This window comes from Streptomyces sp. bgisy027 (assembly GCF_057710365.1).
This window is the reverse complement of the sequence record NZ_JBYIVZ010000007.1, coordinates 269,296-275,613: the sequence shown is the minus strand read 5'-3', so window position 1 is coordinate 275,613 and position 6,318 is coordinate 269,296. Positions and strand designations below refer to the sequence as shown.

Sequence of the window (6,318 nt, the reverse complement as noted above, 5' to 3'; positions counted from 1 at the left end):
ACGGATACCGCCCCAACACGGCGTCCACGTTCGCCGCGAACGCCGCCGCCAGCCGTGACACGGGCGGCAGCGAGTCGTCGCGCAGCGCCTCCGAGGCGGCCAGCACGGCCGCTCGCTCCGACTCGTCGGGCACTCCGGCGGCGGCACGCTCGTACAACTCGCCGCCTTCCTCCAGGACCAGCCCGACGTCGATCCCGGCCGGCACCTTGATCCGGGCGGTGCGGCGCCATGTGGCCACCGGATCGCTCCAGGCCTCCACGTGGAACGTCCAGCGGCCCACCGCGGACGGCGTCACCTTGGCGCCCCAGCGGTCCATGCCGGGGGCCAGTTCGTGCATCGGGGTCCAGGGGCCGGGGCGGCCGTCCGGGTCGGTCAGCACGACATTGGCGGCCACGGAGTCGTGGCCCTCGCGGAACACGGTGGCGGTGACCTCGAAGGCCTCGCCCACGACTGCCTTCGCCGGATGCCTGCCGCACTCCACGGCCGGTCGTACGTCCCGTACGGGGATGCGGCCGATGGTCCCGGTGCCGGCACCGGCTTTGCTCTTGGTCCTGCCCATGGTTCACCTCCACCGCACTCGAGGCCGGGCACAAGGCCCGGCCGGGGGTTCGATCTTCGCCGGGAGCTGGCTACCTCCCGGCATGGAAACGCCGCCGCCGCGATCTCGGCGGTCCTCTCCGGGCCGAGACGCTCGCCGTACGGGGCCGTCCGTCCTGCTCCAGGGCGTAGGCGGCCGGAGTGATCCGCAGAAATCGTTCGGCGGCGTCCACGGCCTCGCGGGCGCAGCGCTTCCCCATCAGCACACAGAGGGTGTAGCCGGTGTTCTCGAAGGTGGCGCGCACCGTGAGGTCGTCCGGGGCCGCGAGCATGGCTCGTTCCCAGGCCCGATATCGCCGCAGTTGCCGGGCGACTTCGGCTTTGGCCGGTAGCAGCATTGGCCCCGTTCACCTTCCGGGCTCGATGAGCGTTTCCCGACCGTCGGGCGGAAACCCGTGCGCGCATACGCACAGGTTTCCGTTACGGGCATCGAGGTCTTCACACATGGTGCACGGTTGGCGACGCAGCGTCCTGTTGGATCTTCAACTACCTCAGGAGTGCGCTCCTGTTGCACGAATGGCGTACCGCCCCCACCCTGGAGTGACTCAGAAGCGATCAGTGCTCACGCTCCGTCATCGGGGCCCCGCCCCGCAGGGGCGAGGAGAGCGGGAGCTTTCGCGGTGAGGAGGTAAACGGTGAAGACCGCAGTGCCCTGCTACTACCACCTCGACGTGGAAGTCAGCCCCGAACGGGTGGGTCAGGTCAGCCGAATTCTGGCCGCCCACCTCCGGTACTGGGACCTGGAGACACTTGTCGAGCCCGTCCGCCACGGCGCGGAGATGCTGCTCAGGGTCATCGACGAGCACGCGACGGACAAGAACATCTCCATCGAGATGTGGTGGAACGGCCAGCACCTCATCACGGCCGTCGGCGACAACGACCGCGCCCTGCGCCCGGACCACGAGCTGCGGGCCTGTCTGAGGCACATCGCCCTGACGAGTGACGGCTGGGGCTGCTGCGCCACCGAGTCCGGCAGCAAGGTCATCTGGTTCTCGCAGCGCGCCCGCGCCGGCGAACGGGCCCCGCTCGTACCGGTCGCCCCCGCGCCCAGCCTGCGCGAGGCGCGCCGCGTCCCCCGCGACGTGCCCGCCACGGCCGTCGCGCCCGCGGCGGACATCCGGGACGGCGTCCTCGAGGGGGCCAGGTGACGGCGAGCCGGCGCCGCGACGACAGGAGCCGAGGGGTGTCCGCCTGGAGCGGGCACCCCTACCCGCTGGGTGCCGTGTACGACGGCCGGGGCACCAACTTCGCCATGTTCAGCGAGGTCGCCGAGCGTGTCGAACTCGTCCTGGCCGACGACAAGGGCCGGCACAGCGCGGTCCCGCTGACCGAGGTCGACGGCTTCGTGTGGCACGGCTATCTGCCCGGCGTCGGCCCGGGGCAGCGCTACGGCTACCGGGTGCACGGTCCCTGGGACCCGGGCCTCGGCCACCGGTGCAATCCGGCGAAGCTGCTGCTCGACCCGTACAGCCGGGCGGTGGACGGCCAGGTCGACAACCACGCCTCCCTCTTCGAGCGCACCCCGGGCGCCCCGTCCCCGGCGGACAGCGCCGGGCACACCATGCTCGGCGTGGTCACCGAGCCGTACTTCGACTGGGGCGACGACAGCCCACCGAGACGGCCGTACGCCGACACCGTCATCTACGAGGCGCACGTACGGGGCCTGACCCGCAGTCACCCCGACGTCCCGCCCGACCTGCGCGGTACCTACGCAGGGCTCGCGCACCCCGCGATCGTCGAGCACCTCACGTCCCTCGGCGTGACCGCCGTCGAGCTGATGCCGGTGCACCAGTACGTCCAGGACGGTGTGCTGCTCGACCGCGGCCTGTCCAACTACTGGGGCTACAACACGATCGGCTTCTTCGCGCCGCACAACGCCTACGCCGCCCGCGGCACCCGCGGGCAGCAGGTCGACGAGTTCAAGTCGATGGTGAAGGCGCTGCACGCGGCCGGTCTCGAAGTGATCCTGGACGTCGTCTACAACCACACCGCAGAGGGCAACGAGCGCGGCCCGACGCTGTCCTTCCGGGGCATCGACAACGCCTCGTACTACCGCCTGGTGGACGGCGACTGGGCGCACTACTACGACACCACCGGCACCGGCAACAGCCTGCTGATGCGGCACCCGTACGTGCTCCAGCTGATCATGGACTCGCTGCGCTACTGGGTCACCGAGATGCATGTCGACGGCTTCCGCTTCGACCTCGCGGCGACACTCGCCCGGCAGTTCCACGAGGTGGACCGGCTCTCGGCGTTCTTCGACCTGATCCAGCAGGACCCGGTGATCAGCCGGGTCAAGCTGATCGCCGAGCCGTGGGACGTGGGGGAGGGCGGCTACCAGGTGGGCAACTTCCCGCCGCTGTGGTCGGAGTGGAACGGCAGGTACCGGGACGCCGTACGGGACTTCTGGCGGGCCGAGCCCGGTTCGCTCGGCGAGTTCGCGTCCCGGCTGACCGGCTCCTCCGACCTGTACGCGCACAGCCGGCGCCGCCCGCGGGCCAGCGTCAACTTCGTGACCGCGCACGACGGATTCACGCTGCGCGACCTCGTCTCGTACAACGACAAGCACAACGAGGCCAACGGCGAGAACAACCGGGACGGCGAGAGCCACAACCGGTCCTGGAACTGCGGTGCCGAGGGCGAGACCCGCGACCCGGCCGTGCTCGGGCTGCGCGCCCGCCAGCAGCGCAACTTCCTCGCCACGCTCCTGCTGTCGCAGGGCATCCCGATGCTCTGCCACGGCGACGAGCTCGGCCGCACCCAGCGCGGCAACAACAACGCCTACTGCCAGGACAACGAGGTCTCCTGGGTCGACTGGCGGCTCACCGACGACCAGCGCGCCCTCGCCGACTTCACCCGGCACGTCATCGGCCTGCGCGCCGCCCACCCGGTGCTGCGCCGCCGCCGCTTCTTCCAGGGGGAGACCCCGACCCACCCCGACCAGCCGCTGCCCGACCTGGTGTGGCTGCTCCCCGACGGCCGCGAGATGACGCAGGACGACTGGCGCCGCTCCGACGCCCACGCGGTAGCAGCCTTCCTCAACGGCGACGCGATCGCCGAGCCCGACTCGTGCGGGCGCCCGGTCGTGGACGACTCGTTCCTGATGCTGCTCAACAGCTACTGGGAGCCGATGGAGTTCCGGCTCCCGGACGAGACGTACGGCGAACGCTGGACGACACTGATCGACACGTCGGAGCAGCAGAGCCCCCCGGACGAGGTGGAGCACAAGGCGGGCACGGCAGTGCTGATCGAGCGCCGAAGCCTGGTTCTGCTGTCAAGACCCTCGCGGCAACGCCCCTGAAGGGGCGCGGGGAACGGCGGGACCAGCCACGACGGTGCCGCGGAAACCCGACCACCGTCACCTCTCACGGCGAGAAGTGACCGTGAACTGCGCCCCGTCCGGATCGCGCAGCACCGCCTCGTCACTCACCTTCGACAACACGCTGCCCCCGTTCAGCTCCGCGGCCCGTGCGCACTCCGCCACATCCGCGACCGCGAAGTGAACCTGCCAATGCGGACGGATCGTCGGGTCGGGCGCGGACCCGACCGCCCCCGACTCGATACGCGCCACCGCGTCGCCCCCGCTGCGCAGCACGACCTCGCCGCCCTCGTAGTGCACCTCGCAGTACCCCGGCCCCTCCGTGGCCCAGTCGAGAACCTCGCCGTAGAACAAGGCCGCGTCGAACGCGTCACGCGTGTGCAGGCGGATGAACGTCGGCGCGGCCCGCCGCCAGGTCTCCCAGTTGGAGATGAGCTCCCCCTCCCAGATGCCGAAGGTCGCCCCGTCGCGGTCCGCGAGCAGCGCGGCCCGGCCGGGCGGCAGGGACAACGGCCCCACGGCCGCGGTGCCGCCGCGTTCCTGGACCCGGGCGACGGCCTCGTCCGCGCTCGGCACGGCGAAATACGGTGTCCAGGCCACGGCCATCTGCCACATCGAGGCGACCGCCGCGATCCCGGCCACCGGCACGTTCTGCACCAGCGCGACCCGGAACCGGTCGCCCAGCTTGGCCGGCCGCCAGCGCCATCCCAGTACGGCCGTGTAGAACGCCTGGGTGGTCTCCAGGTCTCGGCTGGTCAGGCTCACCCAGCAGGGTGCGCCGAACACGGAGTGTGTGGACACGACATCGGCCGTGCTCCTGGGGGTCTTCGTATTGTTCATGGCAGTCGCGTCCTGGTCTCGCCCCACCGGCGGCCACCGGTGTGCTCCCAGTGTCCGGCCGGAACCGCTCCCGGGCCTGTCGAGTACCCCCGGCGGAGTGCCGAAACGGCCGATGTCCCCACACGTGTTCACTGGCACCCGACCGGCGAAGGGACGACGATGGATGCGTGGCACCGGTACCGAGCGAGCCCGCCGACGAGACCGACCGGATTCTCGAACTGGAAGCGGAAGTCGACCAGCTCAAGGAAGCGGTCGTCTCGCACGCCGTCGTCGACCAGGCGATCGGCATGGTCGTCGCGCTGGGCCGGGTGGCACCGGACGGGGGATGGGCGGTGCTGAAGGAGGTCTCCCAGCACACGAACATCAAGCTCCGCCGGGTCGCGGAACTGATTCTCGTCTGGGGCAGGGAGGGCGAGATGCCGCCCGAGATCCGCTTCGAGCTCGAAGAAGCCCTGGAGCGTCACGGCCCGACGCAGATCCCGGGGGCGGCACCGGAGTAGGACTCATCGCGCCTCGGCGAGCAGTTCCTCACGCAGATGGGCGAAGCAGCCGCTGAGCAGCCGGGACACATGCATCTGCGAGATCCCGAGCTGGCGGGCGATGCGGCTCTGCGTCATCCCGCCGAAGAAGCGGAGGTAGAGGATCGTCCGCTCGCGCTCCGGAAGCCGTTGCAGACACGGCGTGACCGAGACACGGTCGACGATCACCTCGTACGCCGGTTCCGGACCGCCGATGGCGTCCCCCAGCGCATAGCCGTCCGTCCCGGGCATCTCCGCGTCCAGCGACAGCGCGGTGAAGCAGTCCAGGGCTTCCATCCCGGTACGGACCTCGTCCTCGCTCAGCTGGGCGTGTTCCGCTATCTCGGCAACCGTGGGGGCCCGCCCCGGGGCCTGCTGCGACAGCTCCTTGCTGGAGTTGCGCACCCGGTTGCGCAGGTCCTGGACCCGGCGCGGCACGTGCAGCGTCCACATGTGGTCGCGGAAGTGCCGCTTGATCTCACCGGTGATGGTGGGTACCGCGTACGCCTCGAAGGCGTGGCCGCGCGCCGGGTCGTAGTGGTCGACCGCCTTCACCAGGCCCAGGGCGGCCACCTGGTACAGGTCCTCCAGGGACTCGCCGCGGCCCTTGAACCGGACGGCGATCCGCTCGGCCATGGGCAGCCAGGCCCGGACCAGTTCGTCCTTGAGTACCTTGCGCTCCGGCCCTTCGGGGAGTCCCACGAGCCGGGCGAACGCTTCCGCGGTGTCGGGAGCGTCGTCGTGCGGGTGCTGCTTCGTTCTGGTGGCGGCACACATCCGTGCGCACCTCCCTCAGCAGGTGCTGGCTGGACAGCCATGGGAGGCGCGCGCTCGGACCTCGTGGAGGACACCCAGGGGCCTGATGGCCGGCTCCCACGGACGTGCCTCCTGTCCGAAGCACATATGTCCGTATTCCCGCCCAACCCGAACCTGAAACAGATTTCGTGAATGCAACTACATGTTAGGGCCCGGTGACTGTACGTCCGCACGGCCTTGACCCTTCCTTCAGGGCTGCCCGGTCCGCGGGACCGCCCCGGCGGCCGG

At 70.5% G+C, this 6,318-nt stretch carries 7 protein-coding genes; 3 read left to right on the top strand and 4 right to left on the bottom strand.

What is annotated here, in order from left to right:
* On the bottom strand, positions 1-559 hold a 559-nt coding region (locus AC3ETA_RS10340; protein ID WP_432192517.1), incomplete at its 3' end, for a maltotransferase domain-containing protein.
* Positions 560-629: 70 nt separating this feature from the next.
* A complete protein-coding gene (locus AC3ETA_RS10335) occupies positions 630-935 on the bottom strand; it encodes a DUF5133 domain-containing protein (RefSeq protein ID WP_432192516.1) in 306 nt (101 codons plus the stop codon).
* Positions 936-1,232: 297 nt separating this feature from the next.
* On the opposite strand from AC3ETA_RS10335, the gene AC3ETA_RS10330 reads away from it, so the two are divergent.
* The gene (locus AC3ETA_RS10330; RefSeq protein ID WP_432192515.1) at positions 1,233-1,745 is read left to right on the top strand and encodes a pep a2; all 513 of its coding nucleotides are present in this window, start codon (positions 1,233-1,235) and stop codon (positions 1,743-1,745) included.
* Between the two features lie 35 nt (positions 1,746-1,780).
* Positions 1,781-3,898, top strand: coding sequence for a glycogen debranching protein GlgX (gene glgX / locus AC3ETA_RS10325; protein ID WP_432192514.1), 2,118 nt, complete (start codon positions 1,781-1,783; stop codon positions 3,896-3,898).
* A gap of 57 nt (positions 3,899-3,955) precedes the next feature.
* On the opposite strand, the gene AC3ETA_RS10320 is transcribed toward glgX, so the two are convergent.
* Positions 3,956-4,756, bottom strand: coding sequence for a VOC family protein (locus AC3ETA_RS10320; RefSeq protein ID WP_432192513.1), 801 nt, complete (start codon positions 4,754-4,756; stop codon positions 3,956-3,958).
* 167 nt (positions 4,757-4,923) lie between these two features.
* Here AC3ETA_RS10320 and AC3ETA_RS10315 point away from each other — a divergent pair, with 167 nt between their 5' ends.
* Positions 4,924-5,256, top strand: coding sequence for an ANTAR domain-containing protein (locus tag AC3ETA_RS10315; protein ID WP_432192512.1), 333 nt, complete (start codon positions 4,924-4,926; stop codon positions 5,254-5,256).
* A 3-nt stretch (positions 5,257-5,259) separates the two neighbouring features.
* Here the strand turns inward: AC3ETA_RS10315 and AC3ETA_RS10310 are convergent, their stop codons facing one another.
* Positions 5,260-6,051 (bottom strand): RNA polymerase sigma factor SigF, encoded by a 792-nt coding sequence (locus AC3ETA_RS10310; protein ID WP_432192511.1) that lies wholly within the window; start codon positions 6,049-6,051, stop codon positions 5,260-5,262.
* Positions 6,052-6,318: the final 267 nt, after the last annotated feature.

What these genes read in the sequence shown, in the direction of transcription:
- AC3ETA_RS10335 (WP_432192516.1), bottom strand. Translation starts at nt 935, where the DNA reads ATGCTGCTACCGGCCAAAGCCGAAGTCGCCCGGCAACTGCGGCGATAT.
- AC3ETA_RS10320 (WP_432192513.1), bottom strand. Translation starts at nt 4,756, where the DNA reads ATGAACAATACGAAGACCCCCAGGAGCACGGCCGATGTCGTGTCCACA.
- AC3ETA_RS10310 (WP_432192511.1), bottom strand. Translation starts at nt 6,051, where the DNA reads ATGTGTGCCGCCACCAGAACGAAGCAGCACCCGCACGACGACGCTCCC.